General features: G+C 36.8%; 24 protein-coding genes. 8 read left to right on the top strand and 16 right to left on the bottom strand.

Features of this window, described 5'->3' with window-relative positions:
• Positions 1–353 precede the first annotated feature (353 nt).
• Entirely contained in the window at positions 354–644 is a 291-nt protein-coding gene (locus ACR42H_RS14425) for a CBO0543 family protein (protein ID WP_436371343.1), read from the bottom strand.
• 617 nt (positions 645–1,261) lie between these two features.
• Here ACR42H_RS14425 and ACR42H_RS14430 point away from each other — a divergent pair.
• Positions 1,262–3,010 (top strand): ABC transporter ATP-binding protein, encoded by a 1,749-nt coding sequence (locus ACR42H_RS14430; RefSeq protein ID WP_436371345.1) that lies wholly within the window; start codon positions 1,262–1,264, stop codon positions 3,008–3,010.
• 195 nt (positions 3,011–3,205) lie between these two features.
• Here ACR42H_RS14430 and ACR42H_RS14435 read toward each other — a convergent pair whose 3' ends face one another.
• From ACR42H_RS14435 to ACR42H_RS14465, 7 genes are all read right to left on the bottom strand, one after another.
• Positions 3,206–3,382, bottom strand: a complete 177-nt coding sequence (locus tag ACR42H_RS14435) for a hypothetical protein (RefSeq protein WP_436371346.1) — start codon at positions 3,380–3,382, stop codon at positions 3,206–3,208.
• 30 nt (positions 3,383–3,412) lie between these two features.
• Positions 3,413–4,012, bottom strand: a complete 600-nt coding sequence (locus ACR42H_RS14440; protein ID WP_436371348.1) for a hypothetical protein — start codon at positions 4,010–4,012, stop codon at positions 3,413–3,415.
• A 427-nt stretch (positions 4,013–4,439) separates the two neighbouring features.
• Complete coding sequence (locus ACR42H_RS14445; RefSeq protein ID WP_134177292.1) at positions 4,440–4,847, bottom strand: NUDIX hydrolase; 408 nt, start codon at positions 4,845–4,847, stop codon at positions 4,440–4,442.
• Between the two features lie 977 nt (positions 4,848–5,824).
• Positions 5,825–6,343 (bottom strand): YfiT family bacillithiol transferase, encoded by a 519-nt coding sequence (locus ACR42H_RS14450; RefSeq protein ID WP_436371350.1) that lies wholly within the window; start codon positions 6,341–6,343, stop codon positions 5,825–5,827.
• A gap of 830 nt (positions 6,344–7,173) precedes the next feature.
• Positions 7,174–8,319: an o-succinylbenzoate synthase gene (gene menC / locus ACR42H_RS14455; RefSeq protein ID WP_436371352.1), complete on the bottom strand. Its 1,146-nt coding sequence runs from the start codon at positions 8,317–8,319 to the stop codon at positions 7,174–7,176.
• 1 nt (position 8,320) lies between these two features.
• Positions 8,321–9,451, bottom strand: coding sequence for a M20 peptidase aminoacylase family protein (locus ACR42H_RS14460; protein WP_113885889.1), 1,131 nt, complete (start codon positions 9,449–9,451; stop codon positions 8,321–8,323).
• 12 nt (positions 9,452–9,463) lie between these two features.
• A complete protein-coding gene (locus ACR42H_RS14465) occupies positions 9,464–10,261 on the bottom strand; it encodes a MurR/RpiR family transcriptional regulator (RefSeq protein ID WP_436371354.1) in 798 nt (265 codons plus the stop codon).
• A 110-nt stretch (positions 10,262–10,371) separates the two neighbouring features.
• Between ACR42H_RS14465 and ACR42H_RS14470 the strand changes: the two genes are divergently transcribed.
• Positions 10,372–11,781: a YfcC family protein gene (locus ACR42H_RS14470; RefSeq protein ID WP_436371356.1), complete on the top strand. Its 1,410-nt coding sequence runs from the start codon at positions 10,372–10,374 to the stop codon at positions 11,779–11,781.
• 466 nt (positions 11,782–12,247) lie between these two features.
• Positions 12,248–12,682: a CBS domain-containing protein gene (locus ACR42H_RS14475; protein WP_113884842.1), complete on the top strand. Its 435-nt coding sequence runs from the start codon at positions 12,248–12,250 to the stop codon at positions 12,680–12,682.
• 775 nt (positions 12,683–13,457) lie between these two features.
• On the opposite strand, the gene ACR42H_RS14480 is transcribed toward ACR42H_RS14475, so the two are convergent.
• Positions 13,458–13,853: a hypothetical protein gene (locus ACR42H_RS14480; RefSeq protein ID WP_113884841.1), complete on the bottom strand. Its 396-nt coding sequence runs from the start codon at positions 13,851–13,853 to the stop codon at positions 13,458–13,460.
• 531 nt (positions 13,854–14,384) lie between these two features.
• On the opposite strand from ACR42H_RS14480, the gene ACR42H_RS14485 reads away from it, so the two are divergent.
• From ACR42H_RS14485 to ACR42H_RS14505, 5 genes are all read left to right on the top strand, one after another.
• A complete protein-coding gene (locus tag ACR42H_RS14485; protein WP_436371359.1) occupies positions 14,385–15,197 on the top strand; it encodes a hypothetical protein in 813 nt (270 codons plus the stop codon).
• 195 nt (positions 15,198–15,392) lie between these two features.
• Positions 15,393–15,896 (top strand): sigma-70 family RNA polymerase sigma factor, encoded by a 504-nt coding sequence (locus tag ACR42H_RS14490; protein ID WP_436371361.1) that lies wholly within the window; start codon positions 15,393–15,395, stop codon positions 15,894–15,896.
• Positions 15,897–15,961: 65 nt separating this feature from the next.
• Entirely contained in the window at positions 15,962–16,180 is a 219-nt protein-coding gene (locus ACR42H_RS14495; RefSeq protein WP_113884838.1) for a DUF1659 domain-containing protein, read from the top strand.
• A 42-nt stretch (positions 16,181–16,222) separates the two neighbouring features.
• Positions 16,223–16,441 (top strand): DUF2922 domain-containing protein, encoded by a 219-nt coding sequence (locus tag ACR42H_RS14500; RefSeq protein ID WP_113884837.1) that lies wholly within the window; start codon positions 16,223–16,225, stop codon positions 16,439–16,441.
• Between the two features lie 78 nt (positions 16,442–16,519).
• Positions 16,520–16,657, top strand: coding sequence for a YvrJ family protein (locus ACR42H_RS14505; RefSeq protein WP_113884848.1), 138 nt, complete (start codon positions 16,520–16,522; stop codon positions 16,655–16,657).
• A gap of 61 nt (positions 16,658–16,718) precedes the next feature.
• Here the strand turns inward: ACR42H_RS14505 and ACR42H_RS14510 are convergent, their stop codons facing one another.
• From ACR42H_RS14510 to ACR42H_RS14540, 7 genes are all read right to left on the bottom strand, one after another.
• Positions 16,719–17,846 (bottom strand): NAD(P)/FAD-dependent oxidoreductase, encoded by a 1,128-nt coding sequence (locus ACR42H_RS14510; RefSeq protein ID WP_436371363.1) that lies wholly within the window; start codon positions 17,844–17,846, stop codon positions 16,719–16,721.
• Positions 17,847–17,877: 31 nt separating this feature from the next.
• Complete coding sequence (locus ACR42H_RS14515) at positions 17,878–18,888, bottom strand: ABC transporter ATP-binding protein (RefSeq protein ID WP_436371365.1); 1,011 nt, start codon at positions 18,886–18,888, stop codon at positions 17,878–17,880.
• A complete protein-coding gene (locus ACR42H_RS14520) occupies positions 18,885–19,877 on the bottom strand; it encodes an ABC transporter ATP-binding protein (RefSeq protein ID WP_436371367.1) in 993 nt (330 codons plus the stop codon). Before ACR42H_RS14520 ends, ACR42H_RS14515 begins: the two co-directional genes overlap by 4 nt.
• Positions 19,878–19,890: 13 nt before the next feature.
• Complete coding sequence (locus ACR42H_RS14525; protein WP_436371369.1) at positions 19,891–20,808, bottom strand: ABC transporter permease; 918 nt, start codon at positions 20,806–20,808, stop codon at positions 19,891–19,893.
• Positions 20,809–20,820: 12 nt separating this feature from the next.
• Positions 20,821–21,738, bottom strand: coding sequence for an ABC transporter permease (locus ACR42H_RS14530; protein WP_436371371.1), 918 nt, complete (start codon positions 21,736–21,738; stop codon positions 20,821–20,823).
• Positions 21,739–21,801: 63 nt separating this feature from the next.
• Positions 21,802–23,358: an ABC transporter substrate-binding protein gene (locus ACR42H_RS14535; RefSeq protein ID WP_436371373.1), complete on the bottom strand. Its 1,557-nt coding sequence runs from the start codon at positions 23,356–23,358 to the stop codon at positions 21,802–21,804.
• A 49-nt stretch (positions 23,359–23,407) separates the two neighbouring features.
• Entirely contained in the window at positions 23,408–24,754 is a 1,347-nt protein-coding gene (locus ACR42H_RS14540; protein WP_436371375.1) for a M20 family metallopeptidase, read from the bottom strand.
• Between the last annotated feature and the right edge of the window lie 42 nt (positions 24,755–24,796).

Here is a 24,796-nt window from a genome sequence, read left to right on the forward strand (position 1 = left end):
AAGTTTTGTAGAAAATATGGAGATTCAAAACTAATCTTGAATCTTGGTTTTTTTTTGTCCAAAAATGAGGAGCCTTTACCTTTCTGTGACTTTTGTATTAGCCAGAGAACCAGAGGATTTATTGGACAATAACGTACCAATCGTGGATATCTCGTGGGTTGGATTCCAAAATGGTATTTTGGAATTGGTTAAAGCGTTTAGTCTGAAACTTTATACTATCCAAATTAATTAATTTCCCACTCCAACTTGAAGTAAAAAAACCAGTAAGGAAGTACCTCACTGGTTTTACTTTTCAATATGAATAGTCCCCATTGTTGCCTTCTTATTGAAATGGGTATATATTTGTAAAATTATTAAAATTTCTTATTCAACAAACCTCCCCCTTTTGTGTTTTTTTCTAGCCAATTCTCAAAAAGAGTCATAGGGCCGCTAAAAAGGACCACGCTTAAAACATTTTTTAATGGTTTCATTTTATAGGTGAATTGATTGTACATGACACATGTTAGAGGACATAGTATGTAAAGAAACACAATATTTGAATCGAATATTTTTGGTGGAAAGCGATGTGGATATTGCAAATATTTTGTCTTTATAACTGGTCCATCAAATACAATTAGTAAGGATGACTCAAGGGAGAGGGTCAAACTCCATATAGTTTTCTTCTAAATGAAAGATTACTTCAGATTAGAATGAGCTAGATTCATATACGGCATCCTCGATATTTACTATCTTCGTTAGTTTTTTAGACCCCGAAGTGTGTTTCCGACTCATAAAAAGAAAACGTCAAGGAAGCTGCATGTTACCACTTTCATCGCAATTTCAGTCTGCTTGGAGGTCACCGCGGAAGAAGCGGATAGCTCCTCGGCGGATTACTCAAGCGGTTCGAGGCAGGCCACGGTCGCAGCGTCGAAGTTGGAGTCCAGACCGAACTCAAGCGTTAATCCTTCTGGGAACAACGCGCCCTTTAGCATACCAAAAAGTTTAGCAATAAGTACATTATTACTTCCAGATCATTGAGCCGTTAGTATAAATACAAAACCATAAAACATTTATTTTTATTAGCAATGACAATTAATTAAATATTCTGTACTTTATTGGAGTACTCACATATAATTGATATATCAATTGTCAAGGAGGAATTTTCCATGCGAAAAATGATTAACACATCCGTTGAAACATATTGGGGTGTAACACTCTCTTAATTGTTTACGGTGTACCCCCTAATATGTGTTTATTTAAATAACACAAAAAGGGGTAACTTATGGATTTTCCAATGAAAAAATTTCTCTCGTATTACAGACCATATGTAAAGTTGTATCTAACAGTATTGGCCTGTGCAGTAATTGTCTCAGGTGTGACTTTGGTACTTCCGCTACTTGTTAGGTATATAACGAAAAATGTTTTGGAAGGAGATTTATCGATCGCCTTACCTAAAGTTTATTGGATTGGCGCGCTAATGCTTGTTTTAGTAGCAATCCAAAATATAGCAAACTATTTTTTGGACTTCAAAGGACATGAAGTTGGGGCTCGAATGGAAAGTGATATGCGTAATGAACTGTTCGCTCATATGCAAAAGCTTTCCTTCAGTTTTTTCGATAAAGAAAAAACAGGTCAACTTATGTCAAGGATTACTAATGATCTGCTGCTGCTTTCCGAGTTGTATCATCATGGCCCGGAAGACTATCTCAAATACCTAGTCCGTTTTATTGGAGCCTTTGTTATTTTATTCTTTATTAACTCCCAATTAACAATTGTTGCTTTCTGTTTTCTTCCTTTGTTAGGTGCCCTTTCCTTATATTTTAATAAGATTGAAAACAAGGCATTAAGAAGAAACAAAGAAAGGATTGGAGACGTAAACGCACAGGTAGAGGATAGTCTATCAGGAATCCGAGCAGTAAAATCATTTGGCAACGAGCACTATGAAATTGAGAAGTTCAGCCGGGAAAACAATCGTTTCCTTGAGAGCAGAAAAGAGTTTTACAACGTCGAAGCCAAGTTTTACAATAGTGTTCAAACAATTATCCAGCTGATTACAATCACAGTAATTATTATCGGGAGTGCCAGTATTGTAAACAACTCATTTGATTTGGCCGATTTAATCACATTTTTACTCTATATCAACTATATGATTGAGCCAATTCAAAAACTGACTCATATGAGTACTCAATTTCAGGAAGGAATCACTGGCTTCCAGCGATTTATGGAAATTATGAACCTTAAGCCTTCAATCGAAAACCAACCGAATGCCGTGCCTCTGCCTATGGAAGAAGTACTGGGTGAAATAGAGTTCAATAATGTTTTCTTCCGTTATGAAGATAATTCTGGCTATGTCTTGGAAAATTTGTCTCTTCATATCCGAACCGGAGAATATATAGCCTTAGTTGGTCCATCAGGTGCTGGAAAAACAACATTTTGCTCGCTAATACCCCGCTTTTATGAAGTAACAAATGGCGAGGTATTACTGGATGGGAAAAACGTCCGCTCTATTGACCTTCAGTCTTTAAGAAAAGCTATAGGAATTGTACAGCAGGATGTTTACCTATTTGGGGGAACAATATTGGAAAATATTCGTTACGGAAATTCATCAGCCAGCGATGAGGAAATAATAAATGCAGCTAAGGATGCAAACGCTCACGATTTTATCATGAACTTGCCAAACGGATACCACACCATTATTGGTCAACGAGGAGTTAGACTTTCTGGAGGGCAAAAACAGAGAGTAAGTATAGCCCGTGTATTTCTTAAGAATCCGCCTATTCTCATATTAGATGAGGCAACTAGTTCATTAGATAACGAGAGTGAAAGCATTATCAAGGAATCACTCGAAAAGCTGGCGAAAGGGCGTACAACTATTGTTATTGCCCATCGCCTTTCAACTATCCGTAATGCTCAAAGGATCATTGTCTTAACTGAGGATGGTATTGTGGAACAAGGTACTCACAATTCTTTACTTGAAAGCGATGGAGTTTATTCCAACCTATATTCCCGTCAGTTTGAATTAACTTTATGATATTACAATAAATCAGCCCTTATTCGGGCTGATTTTTTTTATCTAAGACTAAATTTGCAGCTCTGTAATTCTTATTAAACTAACCTGCCCCTTTAGTTTTATAAGAAATCAAAAGCCCTTCTCATCCGAGAGGGGCTTTAATTACTTCAAGGACTCATTTTCATAGCTCTTTTCCTTTTTAGGAATGTAGCGAATCTATATATCAAAGATTGCATTTAAAGAAAGAAGAATAATCCATATAATAACAATTACTACCCCAAATGCCCCGAATTTATTATCATCACTCTTTTTTGTATTTTGATTTTTTATCATTCTATATATGCTTTGAACTTTACCTTGCTTTTGATTAATATTTTTATTACCGTTTCCCACTGATTTTTCTCACCCCTTCAAAATCAATGATTAATCAACTTTTAATAAATCATCTTTATATACATCAAAAAGAACTATAATAATTAGTAGAGCAAAAAAGACAACTTTTGCATAAGAGATGAAAATGAACATAGTAACACCTGATATATTTTCTAGAAAATGAATATAACTTAATGACGTTAGTCTTTCATTTAAATAAGAAAGTGAATAAAAACTGATGAAACCTATGCCTGTTGTAATGTAAATGCTCCGCATTAAGTTTTCCTTATTTCCTCCTTTAACACTGACAATTCCAATTAAAGTAAGTAAAACCCAACTACCTAAAATCCAGAAAAGAAAAAACGTGTCATAGCTCAAATCACTTTTAAAATTTATCATTCCAATGAAAATCAAAAAAATATTCGCCAATGTCATGACTACCCAACTTATTGATACCGAATAATTTATTCTTCTCCCGATTAATAGTGTAAATAATCCTGTAAGAATTGAAAAACAAGGAACAATCATCGTATAAAATGCATAACTGTTTTGCATTTCATTCCCAACTTCTTTATAAATTCCTATCCATGAAATACCCAAAAATAATGCAATAAAAATATATAAAATAATCCGCTGATTTCTATTTATCATACTGACACCTCATATATAAAAACTACCATTATCAGACGGGACTTAGATGTAAGTACCAGAATCTATTCCTTGTTTTGTACTCCATTAACTGTATTATATCGAGAAAAATAGTTGGTGTTTTTTGCATTTCTTAGGGTTTTTGGAGCAGTGTATTTTGTTTCCGAGAGGTTGAGATTATTGAAACTATATAATCATAGACACAGAAAAAGAGCGTTACGAACAAAGCAAACTAAAAAAATGCGGTTCTACATCACTAAGTGCAAATATTTTCATTTATGTTCTTCCATAAAATTGCATGAAAACAGTTAATTTATTCCATGATATCATACTACTTGTGAACTAACCTGCCCCTTTAATTAAACAAAAAGCCGCCTGGTTTGGCAGCTAATCTTGAACATAAGCACCCGTTAGCTAAATGTATCTTAAATCAAAATTCGATATAAAAAGGATGAAGTTTTTCGTTTAAACTAAACTCAATTCTTTGCCTAAAATTTTTCCAAGTGACCATTTCCAAGGCTTTTTTAACTGGAAAGAATCCTACCTCTAAACTCTCTGGAGATGTTGTCAGTTCTCCTCCGATTGGTTTTCCCAAAAACAATGTGTTACATATAGAATCACTTACATTTTGATATACTCCACAAAATTTTAAAACTTCAATATCTATACCAGTTTCTTCTTTTGTTTCCCTGATTGCAGCGTCCTTTAATGATTCTCCTTCTTCAACCTGTCCCCCAGGCATTTCCCATCCTCTACGAGGACCTTTAATTAATAAAATCTCTTTTTGCTCATTAAGTACAATAGTTGCTGCTGAAACAATATGTTTTGGTGGTAACATATCCTGACCTCGCATTAATAGAATACTTAATTAATTCGCTGCTTTTTTTCTTTCACCTTCTTCAACAAACCTGCCCCGTTAGTTTAAAGGGAATTTAATATAAAATAGCTCCAATCTTTCTTATAAAGATCAACGCAACGCTCTTTTATCAAATGTATTTTTCTCGTCAAAAATTGTTTCCAGGGATCTTTTAATAAGGCTATTTTCGTAAACTTTGCTGCTTTTTATTAAATGAATACCATTAGGGATATGGTATAATTTAGAAAAAGGGGGTAGTCTTATTAAATTTCTAAAACCATTAGATTTTATTGTTATTTTGGCTTTTACCCTCTTATTTGTTTATGACTATTTCCCTAACATTCCACTTGCTAACGCAATTCCAAAAGTTGTTCTTATTGCACTTGTTTTAGGACTTTTCTTGTTTAGTCTGATGTTCAAAAAATACCGAAACACAAACAATAAAGAAATACTAAAATGGCAAATTTTTTCGACCATCTATATCCTTATTTTAATGGGGATATTTACAATTTTAGGTGGCCAATCATCTTCTGGTATAGCCTTTGACAATGGGTTTTTATGGTTCGTCTTATTTATTTCAGTGTTTGAGATGTATTCACAATGGAAGAAAGTTAAAAGGTCAAAAGAAGCATAGGTGCTCAACTTATGCTTCGTAGATTGTTAACAGTGAAATAATTTGATTTATGACAATTCTTTTGTTGCATTTTACATTTATTAATCTTGGGATAAATACATCCAATTTTTCTCCTCAAATTCTTCAATAAAATAGTATGAACCTATATTGTGTAGAATCTTATTGAAGGACTCTATACTATCATCATGATTATACAGATCTTCTTGGATAAATTCCTTAATGATAAAATTAGTCAAATCTGCCCCTTTATTTCAAAAAGAAAAAAGCCGCCTGTTTTGGCAGCCAGATTTTATAGTAATTTAATTGTATTAATTCAACTAAACACTTACCAGCCCATACGATTACATAAAGAAGTAATATGCGCAAGATGATGTTTACCATGCCAAGCGTAGATTCCGATATTTTCACCTATTGAAACTTCTCCTGAATCAGGGTGAATAAATGTTTTTTCCATATCAGCTGGACTTAGACTACGTAATAGGCAGGTCCAGCGTTTGTGCAATACTTCGAGAAGTGAAAGTGAAATATCAATCGACAATTTATAATCAGATAGTTCCGCCCAACTTGTTTCATCATATGGCTTAATTACAGGGGTTTCTTTCGTAAGAGCCAATTTAAAGCGAACATAGGCATTCATATGACTATCCGCAAGATGATGTATTACTTGTCGAACAGTCCACCCTCCTGTACGATAGGCTGTATCTAGCTTTATATTATCTAAGTCCCTTACAGCATCTCGTAATAATCTTGGTAAATCTTCAATCTCATTTATCCAAATGCTCGTAACATTGTTAGTAATTTCACCATCAAATTGAAATTGACCAATTGGGTATTTCAAATCCATCTGCTTTTCCTCCTAAAACACTTGATAATTGCGCCTAACTAAATAAAGGATTAATACTATGAATTCTCCATCAAATCCTCTAATTCCTTTACAATGTTACGTAACTAACAAAGAAGAATAAGAGGGCATAGCAGCCTAAGCTTTTTTCAAACTTTTAGTTATCACTCCGTAATTCAACACTAAGTATTTGTTTTGTGAGTAATATAAATAATACAGTATTAGATAATCTAACCCCACCACATCGCACAAACAAATAGTGACCATATAGATACACATGTACCTGGCATTCCAAAGCCCAATATGTATATATTAGTAAATTTCATATGAATATTTTAAATTTTATAATCAAATATGTTAATTAAGGGCTAACTGAGTAAATGAAAACACTAATAACCTTAAAAATTCTTAAATAATATACCGTAGGATATGTATTAGCCATTTGTTCATCCATAAAATAGGCTAAAGATTGTCCGAACACACCTAATACAGTTGCAATTATCATTAAAATCCATATAAAAAAATGCCACTTTTTTAATTTTCTTCCCCCTTAGAAAATAGAAGCCGACACCCTATCCACTCCATTTTTAAGTTTAAATTTACACTCATTATTATAAATGCTTTCATTATAAGAAAGCTCTTATTCAACAAACCTGCCCCGTTTGTTGAATAAGAAAAAGCTGCCTGATTAGCAGCTAATTTTGAACATAAGCACCCGATTGTATTATTAAAGACTTGGTTTAATCAATTCTTCTAATTTTATGAAGGATGTTTTACCCCTTGTAACTCCTAGCGATATATGAATTATTCCTCTAAAAAATATCTTTTTTTAACTATCCTGGGATTGGGTGGGTAGATTCAATTGAATAGATTCTTTCGGAATGAGTCAATATTTTCTTCAATTTCTCTCGATCAATTTCATAACCTATTCCCAATTCTTCTGGAACCTGGATGTATCCATTTTCCATTGTGATTTCGGGCTTTACTATATCATCTTTCCAATAATGGGAAGAAGGAGCCGTATCTCCAGGCATCGAGAAATTAGATAGTGCAGTCATATGAATATTATGGGCTCTTGCTATTCCAGTCTCTAGCATTCCTCCGCACCATACAGGAATATTATGTACTTTACATAAATCATGGATTCTAATAGATTCCTGGAGCCCTCCAACACGGCCGATTTTTATATTTATGATCTTGCAGCTGCCAAGTTCAATTGCCTTTCGTGCATCTTCATAACTATGAATACTTTCATCAAGACAGATTGGTGTAGAGATGTTTTTCTGTAAAATAGCATGATCAATAATATCATCATGGGCCAAAGGCTGTTCTATCATCATGAGGTTATATTTGTCCAACTTTTTGAGGTGTTCAATATTCTCTAAGGTATAAGCGGAATTAGCATCAGCCATAAGGGGGACATCGGGATATTTCTTGCGAACAGCACCGATATATTCAATGTCAGCTCCTGGGGCAATTTTCACTTTTATTTTTTTAAATCCCTCCTTAACATACATCCCTACCTTTTCAACTAATTGATCAGGTGTTTCTTGAATACCAATGCTTTTTCCAACGGCTATCTCTTTCTTTATCCCTCCAAGAACCTCTGACAATGAATTTCCATTTTTCTTCGCAAAAACATCCCACATGGCCGTTTCAAGGGCAGCTTTAGCTATTTGGTTTCTGCGTACAAAAGAGAGCATGTTATGGATTACTTTAGGATGGGAGATTTTTTTTTGAAGAATTCTAGGAACAAGGAAATCTTTTAACATATAAACTGCGGTATAAGTTGTTTCCTCGTTATAATATGGTTCATTGCTGGTAACCGTTTCTCCCCAACCTGAGATACCAGATTCGTCAATTACTTCAACGATACAAACATCTTTAGATTGGATAGTGCCAAAACTTGTAGTAAATGGGGCTTTCAAAGATACCCTAGTATGATGTAGTACCACCTCTTTTATATAAATTCCTTTCATATCAACACTCCTTTTTACTATGTAGAATGATAATTTCAGATAAAATATTTATTCCATTGAGTAAGGAATCTCTATTAAAAGTCATATTCGGATGATGAAGGCCAGGTTTTAGGTCACATCCTAGTCCAACCATAGTTGCTTTTAGATGAGGCTTTTTAATCGTATAAAAATGAAAATCATCTCCACCAGGTGTAATAAGGGGCGCCGCCAGCTTTTCTTCACCTAAACAATTAATAATTGCTTGCTCTGCCATTTCTAATGCTTCATTGCTGACTTCAGCTGCCGCAATTCCATAATCATTCGTCAATACGATATCTGTATTAAAAAGTTCACTGGAGGATTGTAAAATTTCGAGTACTCTCTGCCTTAGCTTTTCCATAATTTCATTTGTCTGTGCACGTAAATCAATAGCCAAAGAAGCACTGCCAGGGATGATATTAGTATTTTTTCCTCCTGAAATAAATCGAGTAGCTTTTATTGTGTGAGCCACATTTGGATCTAGATGAATTGTATTAAAGGAATTTAGAATAGAGTTTCCGATTTCAATTGCATTATGAGTTAAATGAGGACGAGCACCATGTGCATCATCTCCTCTGATTTCAAATTCCATAGAACCTGTTGCACCATGCATAATAGCGGGAGTAGCATAGCCATCTGGTGTTTCTTGGACTGGTCTTAGATGAATCCCATATAGATAATCGACATTATCAACGATTCCTTTATCTACTAGTTTTAGTGCTCCTGCACCAACTTCTTCTGCAGGCTGGAAAATAAACCTTACACCGACTTTGTCTTTAAGACCCTTTTGCTCTTGTATTTGCCAGAGAACGCCCAAAACCATAGTCATATGGGCATCGTGTCCGCATGAATGATTAGCCTGTAATTCACCGTTTACCTCTTGCCAGAGGGCATCCATGTCTGCACGAATTGCAACAATTGGCACATCTCCTGAGAAGTTTCCATAATCCCCTACTACTCCTGTACAATCCTCAAACGTTCTGACTGAACATCCTGCCTGTTCCAAACGCTTTTTAATATATTCTGTCGTACTAGTTTCTTTCCAGCTTAGTTCTGGGTGGGAATGTAAATAATCAAATGTTTCATAAATCTTTTCTCTTAGATAAGCTACCATTTTTATCACCTTTCATTGAATATAGTATCGATTTGTGGGATTCACAAAATCAAGCTTTCCAACCTTTTGGGCTATATGGAGCAGAAGTGCGTTTAAAACAGAAAAGGTTACAGGACCTTTTTCCAATAAAGACTTTTGAGATGTGTTAATTGTTAAAACGAGATCTCCATACTCCACAATTGGTGAAATCTGTGAATCAGTTATGACGATAATATTATTCCCATTTGATTTTGCCTCTTTTGCTAATCTAATTGATTCCAAAGCATATCGATAATAGGAAAAAATTAAAACCGTATGTTCTTTACCATCTTTAGTGATTCCAACATCAGTTTCAGGTCGATATAAAGTGGTGTTATCCAGAAGATTATTTAAAACGTATGAAAACCAGTGTGCATAAGCAAAAGATTGGTAATACCCCACTATTTTTACTGAACGAGAACCAACAATCTGGTCAACAATATTTCTAGCAATATCCCAGTCAATATTTTTAGCAACCTGATGGATGATGCCTTCATCAATACTCATTACACTTTCAAATGAATCAGATGTATTAAGTGAAACTTCTTTACCTGGTGGCTGAATCGTTAACAATCTGTATTGAACATCTTTTTGTAATTCTGCAAAGCCAATGTACCCTATAGCTTTACAAAAGCGGATAACCATTGTCTCGCTGACATCAATTAAAGAAGCTACTTTTTTAGCTGGGTGTGTGGCAAATAAAACCGGATTGGAGAGTAATGATTCGGCTACTTTTTTTAATCCTTTCGTTAACGAATCATAGTGTTTGTTTGTTTTTTCAATATAAGACATGTTTCAACTCCAGAATAAAGTATTTAATTTATTGTTGTTAAAATAAAGTTTATGCTTTATCATAATAAAAGTCAATGAATATTAAGAAAATTCAAACGGAGGTGTTTGCAATGGAGAAAACTAAAGAAAAGAAGGGGTTAAAATGGGGTATACCTGATGCGTATGTTATTTTATTTGGAATTTTAGTCCTTATGGCGGTTATGACTTATCTTATCCCAGCTGGTGAATTCTCTAGAGAAGAAGTCGAAGGTATAACAATGGTCGTACCAGATAGCTATAAACAGATAGATTCCTCAACTGCAAGTCTCATAGATATATTTCTTGCCATTCAAGAAGGGATGATTAGTTCTGCTCCTTTGATTTTCCTAGTATTGATTATTGGAGGATCTTTTGCCGTCATTGAATCGACTGGTGCAATTGATGCTATGATTTTAAAAACGATTGAAAAAACAAAAAATAAAGAATTACTGCTGATAACGGTCGTATGTATACTCTTTTCAATTTTTGGAGCCCTAGGGATTATCGTTAATGCTGTAATTGCATTTATACCTATTGGTATCATCTTGGCCCGTTCAATGAAGATGGATGCTATAGTGGGAATCTCAATTATATATCTTGGCGCCTACGCAGGATTTAATACCGCTTTCCTTGACCCGCTAACAACAGGTACTGCACAGCAAATTGCCCAGCTGCCTTTGTTTTCTGGCATCGGGTATCGAATTATCATATACATCACAATACTAATTACAACAATTGCCTACATTGCTTATTATGCCAATAAAATAAAAAATGATCCTGCAAAAAGTGTATTAGGAAATACCCCTTTTCCGAAAATTGAAGAGAAAAATCAGTTAAATAAACAAATTGTTCTTACAGGTGTACATAAACTTGTGTTATTTTGGCTTGTAATCGGAATTGGGATCTATGTATTTGGGGTTTTTCAATACAATTGGTCTCTAAATGAGATGGCTGCAATATTTCTAATAATTGCAGTGGGAACTGCAATCATTGCAAAGATAACACCAAACAAACTTGTATTAGAATTCTTTAAGGGTGCTAAGGGATTAGTGTATGGAGCAATGATTATTGGGATGGCTCGTTCCATCGTAGTAGTTTTAGAAGATGGGAAGATCTTAGATACAATTGTTCAGGGAATGGCAAATCTTATGACACCTTTTACCAGTGTTATGGGTGCATTGGTAATGTTTATTGCCAACCTATTATTTAATATCTTAGTTTCTTCTGGAAGTGGCCAGGCCGTTATAGTAATGCCAATTATGACTCCGTTGGCAGATATTATGGAAATTCCTAGACAAGTTGCCGTACAAGCATACAAAATGGGAGATGGTTTTACAAATGTAATTACACCTACATCTGGGATATTGATGGCGAATTTAGCAATTGCAGGTGTATCATGGATAAAATGGATCCGGTTCATTTTTCCATTACTTATGATTTGGATCATCCTTGGATCAGTTTTCCTTGTAATCGGCGTGTGGATGAATTGGGGTCCCTTTTAAATTGTGATTTTAGAGCTGCCGATTACAGTTTGAAAATAATAATGAAGGTATACTGTAATTAAGAGCCTTTTTTCTTCTTATAGAAAGAAGGCTTTTTTTATTGTTATTAAATTACAAGTGCCTTCTACTTGTCCTTCATAATGTCTTTTTAAATATCATTTTTTAAACTCAACTTGTACCTCCATAGCCTTTTGTATTCTGATTATTTAAATAACAAAAATGCTGCCTATAGAAAAATATCTATTTACTTTTTGATCCTCAGTAAGTATAAAGACAAGCAAGATTTTTTCTAAATTTGTTATTAACAGCATTGGTAAAACTACCAGTGAAAGAACTATACCAAGTGATTCTTTTAATCAAAATAGGAAAGTGGCTGCCTTATAAAAAAATAGGATAAATAATCATAAATAATATCACCAATTTTCCACATCCTATCTAAAGAACAAAAAAATTTGGAGGTATTACTATGGCACAATTAAAAGATATCATGACATCAAATGTTGTTACAGTTAACGAAACACAGACGGTACAGGAAGCTGCGGCATTAATGAGCCAATATAATATCGGAGCTATCCCTGTAGTTAATAACGCCAGGCATATCGTTGGCATTGTAACAGATCGTGATATAACACTTCGTACCACCGCTCAAGGAGAAAATGTTCAAACACCAATCTCGCAAGTTATGACTGCACAGAAAATTGTACAAGGGACCCCTGATATGGATGTTCATCAAGCATCAAATTTAATGGCACAGCAGCAAATTAGACGATTGCCTGTAGTGGAAAATGGACAAATAGTCGGAATGGTAGCTCTAGGAGATCTAGCCGTACAGAACCAATATGCAAATGAGGCAGAACAGGCATTACAAAGTATTTCAACTCCTTCTGCACCGCAAGAGTAGTAAGGGGTTCCTTTGGTATTTAAAAAAATAATAAGCACAGACCTATATTGGGTCTGTGCTTATTATTTTAAATGTCTTTCAAGGTCTTATCAATTGTTGCAAAAAGTAAACTTGTAACCTTCACGTTCTATTTGGGTTACCCTAATCCATTAGGATTAATAGATAGATACATATAAAAATTTGAAGTATTTCTTTACTTTTTTAGTGGGTAAATAATAGAAGATTTGAAGCAAAAGGATTGCTTTTTTAATTAGAACACTAATTAGCATTAACCAAAAATTCCATCCATAGCAAACCCTAAAATAAGGTGTAATGTAAGTAATTTATAAAAAAATAATGCGAAAATCTAAATAAAGGCTCTCTTCTTATTACTAATGGATTATTCATTATTTCATCTACCTCATCTTTGGGATAAGACTAAGCCGCTCGCTGATTAAATCTATCAGATCTAATTTCGGCACCTCAGAGTTTGAAGTCAAGCAATTCCCTCCAATCCTTATCATCGTCCCTACTACATAAAAACTGGCGGGTTGTGACAATTTGACTGACACTTTTTTAAACGGTACAGCAAATTTGCTGCAATACCAGTAACTAATATGGAGAGGGTGAAAAGGTTTGGTAAAAGGAATCACATCCTTGCATCCAAAAGGAAAAAGGTATTTTACAGGCGGCCAGATTTCATGCGTGGAAATTTTCTATATTGGGATACATAAATGGAATAAACAGGAATAAAGCTAACGCTCAGATACGTTAACTTTATTCCTGTTTACACCTTTTAGATGGCTTTGGCTATGTAATATTCTAATTCCTCTTTCAGTCTGCAGGTTTCGCTCAGCTTTCTGCTATTCTCTTCAAAAGAGTCCTTGTCCCCCGCTTCAAGATCCTGATCAATTTTATATTGCAGATAATTGATTTTCAGGTCTATATCTAACTGTGATGATATGCATTCACTCATGAAATATCTCTCAATATCCTCTATAGCCATGAAAAATGCCTGCTGTCCATTAATCACCACTAGCGCATACCATCCCAGCATTGTAGATTTACGTTCAGGAGTGACCTCAATTAAATCCCCCTTTTGAAAATGCAGTATATTCACATGATCAGCATCCGGGCAAAAGCAATCGATTTGATGATCAAAATGATCTATTGCGATATAAAGTTCACTCATTTTTCAACTCTCCTACATTTCATAATCAGCTGCCTCGATACGATCCAAACCGCAGCAAGGGCATTGGGCTTCGTTATTTTCATCAGATTCAGTATCCGCCATATAACCGCACCAGCCGCAAATGTGATGTTTAATCGACTTATATCCCTCCCTCAGTTTAGATTATTTTGATGTAAACTAAATTGATTGATAATGATTATCATTGATAAAGTTTATTTTAAATGAAAATGATTATCATTGTCAAGATATTAGGGCAGGTCATAATTATTTAGCTTGGCGACCGTTTTTACTTGTACCTTCGAATTTTTGTAGACATGAATTTCAAATGGCGTGCGTTTTACTTTGAACCTGCGAAACTCAGTCTACATAAATCTTTTATGGCCTATGAAGCTTTATTCTTTGTCGCCACGCTTCAACAGCTAGTTCCAAAAAACACCCCCGTTCACGATTTCGTCACAATGTACCCAAAAACCCCCTGTCCTTCCCCCACCCTTCATTTGTATTTAGGAGGTGAAAGGGCGGTGCATATGTATGAATTTAAAATCAGGCAGAATTGAGCAATTTGAAGGATATTCCCAATTTAAGAATCTTCAGGAGTTTAATGCGCATGTGGAGATGTGGCTTTCGCTGCATAAGGAAAAGTTCTCAAAAGGTGAACTAGCTGGTTTAAAGAGGCTGGTTCGTTTTGCTGCGAAAATTCCTGGAGTCTCCAATGCTAAAATTGGCACCATTTTAAAAGCCATCCACGAAGAATATAACGGAAATGGCATTTCCCGATCCACTTTTAAAAGGATGATTGCCAAAGCTTTAGAGATAGGGATTATCACTGTACTTGAAACAGAGAGAAAAAACGGGTCCCAGTCCAGTAATTTGTATGTTTTTAATCGTTTTCCCAAGAGTGAGCCACCTAAGAAAGAAAAATTGGACCACCCTAATAAAACTATCAATCTTTCTAAAGCTAATAAAAGTCAAAAGATTAATAAACGTAACGATACCGTCCTTGATCACACCTACACTAGTGATCGTGTACCACAATCATTCACAAGCACTGTAAAATACTTTTTTCCGAAAGCAAAGCAAATTGAGGAGTTTTGGAAAATGGCATCCATTGCAGCATATAAAAACAATTGTGAACAAAATTTGAACGCTGTTTTGGCAGCGGCCATCCATTCATTTAAGCAGCTGATCGGTAAGATGAAAACCCGCGCCATTAATAATCCTGTCGCTTATTTCTATGGAATTTTGACTAAGAAATTTGAAGAAATGTACTTTGAGGATTTGTTTAAAATGGGGTTTTTAGCTGAAGATAATGGCTTCTTCATGAATTTTTTTTACAAAAAATAAAAAAACAGGCTAACTACCCGTTTTTCGTGAGTTAGACCCCTTAAGTCCGGACTTGGACCCCTTAACTCCGGACTTAGGGGGGTTAACTCACTGAACTGGGACTTTTTCTTGATTCGCCAAAATATTTTTTACACGCTATGTTTGAGCTACCCGGGAATACATAGAGAGCGCGCTTTCCTTGAAGGGATAATATTCATGGAGAGTTTTGAACAGTTAGCAGCCCAATATGATCCAATGATCCATAAAATCATGCATAGCCTGAACATCTTTAACAACAAGGAGGAATTTTACCAGCTGGGATTAATTTCACTTTGGCAGGCGTGGAAAAATCATGACGCTGAAAAAGGGACTTTTTTTTCCTATTCTTACAGTATGGTAAAAGGGAAAATCATGAACGAATTAACAAGACAGAATAAACAAAGCCAACAATATTTCTATCCGAAAGATGAATTCTGGGAACTTATTGAAGGCCCCTCCCCATTCCCCGCCACAGATCATACACACGAGCTGCTAACAAGATGCGGGCTATTAACTGCCAATCAAATGAAATGGCTGCAGTATACATTATGTGATCAGATGTCTGTCAAGGAAATAGCTGAAAAAGAACAAGTCAGCCTGTCAGCAGTCAAAAACTGGCGGCATGGTGCCCGTGAGAAGCTGAAAAATATAATGGAAAATAATCGCTTTTTGGAAGATTAATCAATTTTACCCTGTCCTTATCTCCCCATAATTCGTATATAGAGCATGAAAGGGGGTGAACAAAGATGGCGCAAGCAATTATCACTGATTCCAAACTTCGTTTAGTGTTTGAAACAGGCCTTAATACGCAGGGCAAACCAATCCACAAGTCCAAAACCTACAGTCGCGTAAAGCAATCGGCAACAGCAGACCAGCTTTTCTCAGTGGGACAAGCGATCTCTGGACTATGCAGCTATCCACTGGCTGAAATGAATAGAAATGACAGCTTCGAAATCCTGGGCTAATTCATTCTATTAAAAAACTAAAATTTTAAGGAGGGAATTAAAATGGCTAAATCATTAGAGATGACTTTTTTGTCCGAACTGGGCAAGCCAACGAAATTATCCGTCGATAACCCCATCGAGCCGATTGATCCTGAAGCTGTGAAAGCAGCTATGGAACAAATCATTGCTGCCAATGCTTTTATCGGCAATGGCGGTGACTTGATTACAGCGGATAGTGTCCGGCTGGTTGAGCGTAATGTAACTGATTATGAATTAATGTAAGGTGCAGTGGCCGGATTCTTTGAAACCCGGCCATTTTTAATGCAGGTAAAGGTAATTCATGAGAAAGGAGCAACTGGTATGGAACAGATGGTTACATTGATCAGCGAACTCGGCTTCCCAATCGTTGTCACGTTTTTTCTGCTGAACCGGATCGAAGCGAAACTTGATGTTGTGGTGTCTTCCATTCAGGGATTGCCGGATCGATTGAAGGAGTAGGAAAAACAATTAAGCTGCCATTAAAACAGTATGGCAGCTCCTTTTTACCTAACTCTTAGTTTCATTTTATTTCTGCTTCCAAGCCTTTTCTTAATGGATCATAAGGTGATAGATCTATTTCCATCTCTCTTTTCAAAGCAAGATCTGCAGCCAATGTACCCACGTAAGGTCCCATCGTAAGCCCTGATGCTCCTAATCCTGTTGCGATAACCAGCCCCTCTGCAGCAGGAACCGTACCCATCAGCGGCAAAATATCAGGTCCAGCCGGACGGAAGCCAATCCTTACTTCTTTTAGCGTGCTTTCAGCTAATCCAGGTGCCACCGCTAATGCCTCATCCAGCACTTCTTTCACACCTGCCGCCGTTAGTCTATAGTCAAACCCGGAGCCCGTTTCCCTGGTAGCTCCAACTACTACTTTGGAATGGTCGAAAGCCACTAGATAGTGAGAGCTTTGCGGAAGTACAACCGGCCAACTGGAGGTGTCCATACTGTCGATTTCCAGATGGGCAATTTGCCCGCGCTGCGGCTCGATTTTCAGATCAATGCCTAACGGGGCAAGTAAGTCTTTAGCCCAGGCACCGGCTGTAACGATAACTGCATCGGCCGCAATGACCTCCCCGTTCACTTTTACTCCTGTAACCTTATTATTTTGAAATACAAGGTCACCTTCACCTTCAATTATTGCTGCACCATGTTTTTTTGCACCATTTAGCATAGCGTCTCTTAACAGCCTTCCATCCAGCCTGGCTCCACCTGTAACATGGACAGCCTGCAGATCCTCGCGGAGCGGAGGATAAAGTTCCCGGGCTTCCACTGCTGATAATCTCGTAATCTCCCCAACCTCAGGGGTTTCAGCTCTTTTTTGCCGAACACTTTGCTCGATCGCATCCAGCTCATCAGAACTGCTGCTGACTGCCAGAGCTCCTACCATTCTATATCCAAAATCCTCTTCTCCATCTTGTTTAAGGTTCGCTATTAAAGATGGATAGTAAAGAGCGCCTCGTTTTGCAATGGTGTACCAGTCTTTGTGATTTACTCTGGAAATCCACGGGCAAATGATTCCTGCGCCTGCTGCCGTTGCCTGCCCCTGATGTGCCTTATCAATAATGACTACCTCTGCACCTTCTCTTGAGAGGTGATAGGCTGCACTTGAACCTGCAATTCCTGAGCCTATGACTGCTATTTTCATAGATTAAACATTCCTTTCTAGTAAAAATTTTTTACTGTAATGGAAAATGACAGGAAACAAAATGATCATGTTTTACTTGTTTTAATTTGGGTCTTTCGACTTTACATACTTGCTGCTTGAATGGACATCTTGAGTAAAATTTGCATCCTGTTGCATCCTCCGCCTGTTTTGGAAGATCGTCACCATGAATATAATATTTGTCCTTTCTGTCCCTTAAAGTTGGATCTGGTACCGGAACAGCAGAAATTAATCCTTTTGTATATGGATGCATGGTCTCATTAAATAAATCTTCTTTTAAAGCCATTTCCACAATTTCACCCATATACATGACCGCAATTCGGTCGCTAATATATTTAACAGCAGGAATTCCATGCGCAATAAAAACGTACGTTAGATTGAATTTCCTCTGTAAATCTATTAGCAAATTTAATATTTGCGCCTGAATTGAAACGTCAAGTGCAGATACCGGCTCATCGCAAATAATTAATTTTGGTTTTAGAGCAAGGGCTCTGGCAATGCCGATACGCTGCCGCTGTCCTCCACTAAATTCATGTGGATACCTCTTGGAGAAGGAGCGATCTAGGCCTACAGTTTCCATAAGGTCAAATATAATGTTTTCAAGCTCTTTCCCTTTAGCAGCTTTATGGGTTCTTAGGGGCTCAGCGATAATATCAAAGACTCTCATTCTTGGATTTAATGATGAATATGGATCTTGAAAGACCATTTGTATGTCTTTTCTAATTTTTTTCATCTCATTGTGATTCAGCGATGTTAATTCTGTTCCCTCAAAATAAATTTTTCCGTCTGTGGGCTCCTGCATTCTTAAGATAGTAGTGCCGGTTGTAGATTTGCCGCAGCCTGATTCCCCAACTATGCCTAATGTCTCGCCCTTATTGACATATAGGCTAATATCATCAACAGCCTTTACGTAATTCTTTTTTCTGCCAAAAAAATCAGAAGAAGTTTCATAATACTTTTTCAGCCCTTCGATTTTTAATAAGCTCTCCTGATTAACACTATTTTCATCTAGTATGCTATTCATAGTCCTATCACCTCTTTACCTTCATGAATCCAGCATCTTACTAAAGATTCTGAATCCACTTGAAGTAAAGGGGGTTCTTGCTGACTGCACTTTTCCATTGAAAACGGACATCTAGGATGGAATTTGCAGCCTTTTGGCAAGTTGGATGGAGTGGGAACGTTCCCTTCTATTGATTCTAATTGGTCCTTTAACTGATGAATTTTTGGGGTACTGTTCAAAAGTCCCTGGGTATATGGGTGTTTTGGATGCTTGAAAAGTTCAAATACATTGTTTTGTTCTACAATTTGTCCAGCGTACATAACAATCACACGATCTGCCATTTCTGCCACTACTCCTAAATCATGAGTGATCATTATGATAGAGGTATTATATTCTTCCCTTAGATTTTTCATGAGTTTAAGTATTTGTGCCTGAATCGTAACATCTAAAGCAGTTGTAGGTTCATCAGCAATCAATAATTGAGGTCTGCAGGATAAAGCCATTGCAATCATTACCCTCTGTCTCATTCCCCCACTCAATTGATGAGGAAAAGAGTTGTACAAATTATCTCCATTTGATATACCCACCTTTGAGAGCATATCAATTGCCAGTTCTTTCGCTTTTCTTCTATCAATCTTTTGGTGAAGTCTAATTGATTCTGATATTTGACTGCCAATCGTAAAGACTGGGTTTAGGGATGTCAGTGGTTCTTGAAAAATCATCGAAATTTTATTTCCTCTGATCTTCCTCATTTGTTTATTTGAATTTTTCATTAAGTCAGTTCCATTTAATAATATTTGTCCTCCTACAATTCTTCCTGGCTTACTTACCAATTGAAGAATTGACAGTGAAGTGACACTTTTCCCGCACCCAGATTCACCTACTATGCCAATCGTTTCCCCTTTCTTTACGGTAAAAGAAACTCCATTTACCGAGGGAATTACACCGTCCTCTGTAAAAAAGTGAGTTTTCAAATCCTTCACTTCTAATAACGTATCAGTTTCACTCAAGAGATCATCCCTCCTATTTTTTCACCTGTGTTCGCGGATCAAGTACATCTCGCAGCCAGTCCCCCAAAAAGATAATCCCAAGAACTGTAATTGTTATGGCAATGCCAGGAAAGGTAGCAAGCCACCAATTAGTTGCTAGATAGTTTCTTCCATCTGTTAACATTCCGCCCCAAGAAACATCTGGAGGTTGAATCCCCAATCCAAGGAAACTTAGCGATGCTTCTAAAACTATTGTCGTAGCAACGCTTAATGTTGATATCACAATAAATGAAGAAAGGATGTTAGGAAGGATATGCTGCAGCATAATGGTTAAACTATTTGTACCTATTGATTTTGAAGCCTTTACAAACTCCCTTTCTTTAATACTTAAGACCTCTCCCCTGACAACTCTGGCATATGTAACCCAATTAGTTAATCCAATTACAATAATCAGAACCAAAATACTAGGATCAAAGACGGCAAGAACGACCAGGATAAAAAGAATGCTGGGAATCGCCAGGAATGAATCTACAATTCTCATTAATAAGTTATCTATAACTCCACCATAATAGCCTGCTATTAGTCCGATTATTATGCCTATGAAACCGGCTAAAATAACGGAAAAAACCCCAACAAGCAAGGAAACACGCGAGCCATAAATAATACGGCTCAATATATCTCTTCCTAAATTATCTGTTCCTAGGATATAATTTTGTGAACCGCCATCTAGCCACACAGGGGGCTTTAGCATATCACCCAAATTATTCGATGCCGGATCATGTGGAGCCAAAATGTCAGCGAATATTGCAACAAATATTACTAAAGAAACAATGAGGAACCCCACAGTTCCCGTTTTACTTTGAAGCAGCAGCTTTACCCATCTTACCCATGGTTTTCTTCTCTGGACGGTGCTTATGGTAGTTTCGGAACTCATTTTAACTTCTGCTTCCATGTGATACACCTCCTATGAATAATTAATTCTTGGGTCCAAAACACGATAAACGATATCAGTAATCAGGTTAACAACAATAACCAATATGGCAATCACAAAAACGGCAGCCTGGACGACAGCCATATCTCTTCCATTAACTGCTTGAACCAAAAGCAGACCTAACCCTGGCCACGAAAAGACAGTTTCAGTTATTAGTGCTCCACTGACAAGATGTGACACTTGCAGCCCCATTATTGTTACTACTGGGATTAATGAATTCCGGAAGGCATGCTTAAAGACTACGCTCATTTCACTTGCACCTTTACTTTTAGCTGTACGAATATAATCTTGATTTAAAATTTCTAGCATACTTGATCGAATTAATCTTGTCATTTCTGCAGCGATACCTGTTCCCAGGGTTATCGCGGGTAAAACCATATGCATAACCGATCCTCTGCCGGAAACGGGGAATAGCTGATAATTTACGGACAATAATAATATCAGCATGATTCCAAGCCAGAAATTCGGCATGGCTTTTCCCAGCACAGATCCCCCGGTAATAAATAAATCTATGAAGCTATTTCTCTTTTTTGCTGAATATATTCCTAAGGGTATTGCGATAATAATAGCTACCAGCATCGAAGCTGCAGCTAATTCAAATGTTGCTGGAAGCCTCTCTAAAACCAAGGGCAATGCCTCCTGATTATATCTGAAGGATGTCCCAAAATTTCCAGTGATCAAATCTCCAATAAAATGGAAATACTGGTAAACAAAAGGCTCATTTAACCCTAAGGCTTCTCTCAAAGCCTCTCTATCTGCTTCAGACGCATCTTCAGGCAGCATTAAAGAGACTGGGTCGCCTGCCAAATATACCAATACAAATACAACAAAGGTGATTATGAATAGGACTGGTATAATTTGCAGAAATCTTCTTAAAAGATACTTTTTCAAAGCCAGACCTCCTATAATATAAATCGGGACTGGACCTTCAACTTTCCAGCCCCGCAAATAGTATTATTTAATAGTGATATCTGAGAAGTTTATGACTTCATCCAATCTCGGTTCAAATTGAACATTATCACTAACTCCATAATTGGCTCCTTGCTGGAAAAGAAAAATGTGAGGTCTTTCTTCGGCTACAATCTCTTGTATTTTCTGATATTGTTTTACCCTCTCATCTTCATTAAGATTACGGCCTGCATCATGGAAAAGCTTCTCAACTTCCTCGTTATAATAATCTGTTTGCCCGGCTGCACGTTCTTTTGTGTAATGAACTAATGAGTAAGATGCATCGAGGAGGCCATCTGCCAATCCTATCATGATTAATTCTTTGTTAGATTTGGAGTTATATACATCCAGGAAGGCGCTAGACTCAAGCAGTTGTAAATTCACTTTAATCCCTGCTTCTCCAAGCATGCTCGCAACCAATTGTGCTACTTCACCATCCAGCGGATATCTGCCCTTAGGAGCTGTAAATGTTAGTTCCAGCCCATCTTTATACCCTGCCTCTGCTAACAGGCTCTTCGCTTTTTCTAAATCATACACATATGAATCATATAAATCTGGATTTGAACCTAATACGCCTTCTGGAACTCTGGATTGAACTGGAACAGCAGTTCCCTTTAAAACAGAATCAACAATAGCCTTCTCATTAATAGCAAGATCAATTGCTTCCCGAACTTTTGGGTCTGCGGTAACAGTACCCTCTGTATGGCGAAGCATTAAAAGCATGACACGTGTTGTATCCCCATTTATGAGTGATATCCCGCTCTCTCCATTCACCCGATCCCACTCATTAGGAGGAATATCGGTTGCAATATCTACACCTCCAGTCAGCAATTCACCTACACGGGTAGAGCTCTCAGGTATTGCCCTGACTACAACTTCTTTCCATTTTGGTTTATCACCAAAATAATCATCATACGCTTCGAGGATGACTCTATCATCCCGTTTCCAATCCACATATTTGTATGGTCCTGAACCAATTGGATTTTTTTGAAATTCCTCAAGTCCCACTTCCTCGAAGTACTTTTTGGGTATTACATCCGCACCGCTTTTTGCCAATAACCTTAATAAAGTTGGCATAGGTCCATCTGTCACAATTTCAACAGTTAATTCATCAATGGAATTTACTTCCTTAATTTGAGTGAAATAAGGATACTCCTTTAAAGACTCATCATTCATTACTCTTTCAAGGCTAAACTTAACATCTTCGGCTGTTAATGGGTCTCCATTATGGAAAGTAACACCTTCTTTTAACTTAAATTGCCAGGTAACATCATCGATAGTTTCATATTTTTCAACAAGTTCTTGTTGAATCTCCATTTTACTATCACGATTAAACAATCTGCTGAACATATTTCTGAAAACACGATCTCCATTGGTGCTTAATGAATTCTGGGGATCTAAAGTAGTAATATCAGCACTTTGCGCAATTACCAGATTTGTTTTATCACTGCCTTCTTTTCCATTATCATTACCACCAGTGGATTCTGTGTTACTGCTGCAGCCAGAAACAACAATTGCTGAAATAAGAAAAAAAACAATTAGATAATTTAATGTTTTTTTCATATACATCTTCCCCCTGTTAATTATTTAATTAGAAATTTCAGATAACTAACTATTGACTGAAATTCTTCATCACTGCTGCAGTCACTTTAATGCCTTGAATAAAGTCATCGATAAAAATATTCTCATTTGGAGCGTGGTAGTTTGACTGCAAATTGGCTACGCCAATTTGCACCGCAGGAATGCCGGTATTTTTCAGCATTTTATACATCGGGCTTGAACCTGCTAAGTTTCGCAGAATAACAGGCGCTTCAACATAAACTTGCTCTACACTTTCAAGCACAACTTCAACGAAACGGTTAGATGGATCAGTGTTAAACGGATGAATCCCGTGAGATTGCCTTATCTCTATATCATGAAACCCGTTCTTATCTAAATGTTTCCTTAATAAATCTGCTATTTTCTCAGGTGTCTGGTTTGGTACTAAACGAAAATCAAGTTTAACCATTGCAGTCGATGGCAGGACTGTTTTTGAGCCTTCACCTGTATATCCCGAATTTATACCGCAAATAGTACAGGTTGGTTCAGCGGTTAGAGTTTCCTTTAATTCATTTCCAGTAACATTTTTTAGAAAGCTTTTTATGCCATATAAATTCTTTATTTCTTCCTCATTGAAATCCATCGATTGAATGAAGGTTCTATCTTTTTGACTAAGTGAAATCACATCGTCATAAAAACCATCAATTAAAATGTTTTCCTGTTCATCTTTTAGTGAGTTTAACGCCCAGATTAATCTCCATGCTGGGTTCTCTATTATTGCAGCCTCAGAGGAATGAAGATCAAATTTGGCTCCTTTGCATATTAACTCAACATAGCAAATTCCCTTAACTCCTAAACCTACGTGTGGTCTCCGATCCTTTACCCCTCGAGTTCCCCCTTCCCAGATAATTCCATCAGTTTCCAGCTTATCAGGGAATTGGTTTGCAAAGTATTCCAAATGAGGGCTTCCTACTTCTTCCTCTCCCTCAAATATAAATTTGATATTTATCGGCAGTTTGCCATACACTTGCTGGTATGCATGTACTGCGCAAATTCGGGCTATAAGATTACCCTTGTTATCCGCAACACCTCGTACAAAGATTTGGCCATTTCTTATATCTGCCTTGAAGGGATCACTAAGCCATTGCTCAATAGGGTCCTCAGGCTGCACATCATAGTGATTGTAGAAGGTTAATGTCTTTTCCTTTTCACTATCAAGATGTGCATAAATAATTGGAAAACCATCAGTTTCAATCTCTTCTACACTTGCATCCACTCTTTGCAAAAAAGCTTTTACTAGTTCCTTCATCTCAAGCATCCCTCGACTTTGAGCTGAAACACTAGGCTGATTGCATGCTTCAATCAGCCATTCGATATACATATCTGAGTTTTCCTCAATAAATTGATAAACTTTATTCATTATCAAGTTTCCCCTTCCGCTAACACTTCAGGATTCAAAATT

It is taken from the genome of Cytobacillus sp. BC1816 (genome assembly GCF_051353635.1).
GTDB classification, from domain to species: Bacteria; Bacillota; Bacilli; order Bacillales; family Cytobacillaceae; genus Cytobacillus; species Cytobacillus oceanisediminis_C.

Excerpts from the sequence above, each read along its gene's own strand:
- ACR42H_RS14430 (WP_436371345.1), top strand. The coding sequence starts at position 1,262 with ATGGATTTTCCAATGAAAAAATTTCTCTCGTATTACAGACCATATGTA.
- ACR42H_RS14440 (WP_436371348.1), bottom strand. The coding sequence starts at position 4,012 with ATGATAAATAGAAATCAGCGGATTATTTTATATATTTTTATTGCATTA.
- ACR42H_RS14445 (WP_134177292.1), bottom strand. The coding sequence starts at position 4,847 with ATGTTACCACCAAAACATATTGTTTCAGCAGCAACTATTGTACTTAAT.
- ACR42H_RS14450 (WP_436371350.1), bottom strand. The coding sequence starts at position 6,343 with ATGGATTTGAAATACCCAATTGGTCAATTTCAATTTGATGGTGAAATT.
- menC (WP_436371352.1), bottom strand. The coding sequence starts at position 8,319 with ATGAAAGGAATTTATATAAAAGAGGTGGTACTACATCATACTAGGGTA.
- ACR42H_RS14460 (WP_113885889.1), bottom strand. The coding sequence starts at position 9,451 with ATGGTAGCTTATCTAAGAGAAAAGATTTATGAAACATTTGATTATTTA.
- ACR42H_RS14465 (WP_436371354.1), bottom strand. The coding sequence starts at position 10,261 with ATGTCTTATATTGAAAAAACAAACAAACACTATGATTCGTTAACGAAA.
- ACR42H_RS14470 (WP_436371356.1), top strand. The coding sequence starts at position 10,372 with ATGGAGAAAACTAAAGAAAAGAAGGGGTTAAAATGGGGTATACCTGAT.
- ACR42H_RS14475 (WP_113884842.1), top strand. The coding sequence starts at position 12,248 with ATGGCACAATTAAAAGATATCATGACATCAAATGTTGTTACAGTTAAC.
- ACR42H_RS14480 (WP_113884841.1), bottom strand. The coding sequence starts at position 13,853 with ATGAGTGAACTTTATATCGCAATAGATCATTTTGATCATCAAATCGAT.
- ACR42H_RS14485 (WP_436371359.1), top strand. The coding sequence starts at position 14,385 with ATGAATTTAAAATCAGGCAGAATTGAGCAATTTGAAGGATATTCCCAA.
- ACR42H_RS14490 (WP_436371361.1), top strand. The coding sequence starts at position 15,393 with ATGGAGAGTTTTGAACAGTTAGCAGCCCAATATGATCCAATGATCCAT.
- ACR42H_RS14495 (WP_113884838.1), top strand. The coding sequence starts at position 15,962 with ATGGCGCAAGCAATTATCACTGATTCCAAACTTCGTTTAGTGTTTGAA.
- ACR42H_RS14500 (WP_113884837.1), top strand. The coding sequence starts at position 16,223 with ATGGCTAAATCATTAGAGATGACTTTTTTGTCCGAACTGGGCAAGCCA.
- ACR42H_RS14505 (WP_113884848.1), top strand. The coding sequence starts at position 16,520 with ATGGAACAGATGGTTACATTGATCAGCGAACTCGGCTTCCCAATCGTT.
- ACR42H_RS14510 (WP_436371363.1), bottom strand. The coding sequence starts at position 17,846 with ATGAAAATAGCAGTCATAGGCTCAGGAATTGCAGGTTCAAGTGCAGCC.
- ACR42H_RS14515 (WP_436371365.1), bottom strand. The coding sequence starts at position 18,888 with ATGAATAGCATACTAGATGAAAATAGTGTTAATCAGGAGAGCTTATTA.
- ACR42H_RS14525 (WP_436371369.1), bottom strand. The coding sequence starts at position 20,808 with ATGGAAGCAGAAGTTAAAATGAGTTCCGAAACTACCATAAGCACCGTC.
- ACR42H_RS14535 (WP_436371373.1), bottom strand. The coding sequence starts at position 23,358 with ATGAAAAAAACATTAAATTATCTAATTGTTTTTTTTCTTATTTCAGCA.
- ACR42H_RS14540 (WP_436371375.1), bottom strand. The coding sequence starts at position 24,754 with ATGAATAAAGTTTATCAATTTATTGAGGAAAACTCAGATATGTATATC.